The organism is Vibrio sp. Y176, from assembly GCF_033438945.1.
On record NZ_JAWOQS010000393.1, the window covers coordinates 1 to 772 of the forward strand.

Genomic DNA, 772 nt, shown 5'->3' on the forward strand with positions numbered 1-772 from the left:
TCAGGCAATGCCTACGCATTGCAACTGGCGCAACCATCGGCTTTACACTGTGTAAGCTGTTTGGCTGGAACTACGGTGTGTTTTTCACCGTAACACCCATGCTTTTGCTCGGTATGGTACCAGTAGTGAACTTGCATGCATCAAGACAGTTAATCTTCTCCGCTGTTGTTTGTGGGCTAGAGGTTGGCATTTTGGGGGGCTTGTTTGGTAGTCATCCGGTGTTGATGACCTTGATTGCGTTCGGCTTGTTTCTTTACAAGTTTGCTTGTATGTCAAAAGGGAGTTTGTTTCTATTTGGCGCGAACAGTGTGCTTAGCTTGAGTATCATGCTGCACTTTGCTAGTTACCCGACAACGGATCTGAATGATCTTATTTTTAGTAACTTACAGGCGAACGTTTTGTCCATCATTGTGGCGTATTTGGTGACGTTTTTGATTCCAGATGCGGAACCTCGTCAACCGCCGCCAAAGCCTTCACAAGCCAAACAAAGCCATCGGATGCGACATGAGGCTCTTATGGGGGCGAGTATTGCAACCATGTCCTTTTTGGTGTTTCAGATCTTTGATTTGAACGATTCCATGTCAGCGCAGGCGACAACCTTGTTGCTCCTGTTTCCAATGCACTGGAATGGCGCCTTAGGTTACGCTCGTAAACGGGCGATGGGCACATTGCTAGGTGTGACCTTTGGTATCGTCGGGCAGCTCATTTTGTATGATTGGTCAGATACTTTGCTGTTTATTGTGCCGTTACTTTGGATTGGCGCGATGATATT

The 772-nt window shown here is 46.9% G+C and carries 1 protein-coding gene; it reads left to right on the plus strand.

The window, feature by feature from the left end; all coding sequences use genetic code 11:
• Positions 1–772: DUF2955 domain-containing protein (locus tag R7O13_RS26255; RefSeq protein WP_318305127.1), on the plus strand; the 772-nt coding region annotated here is incomplete at both ends.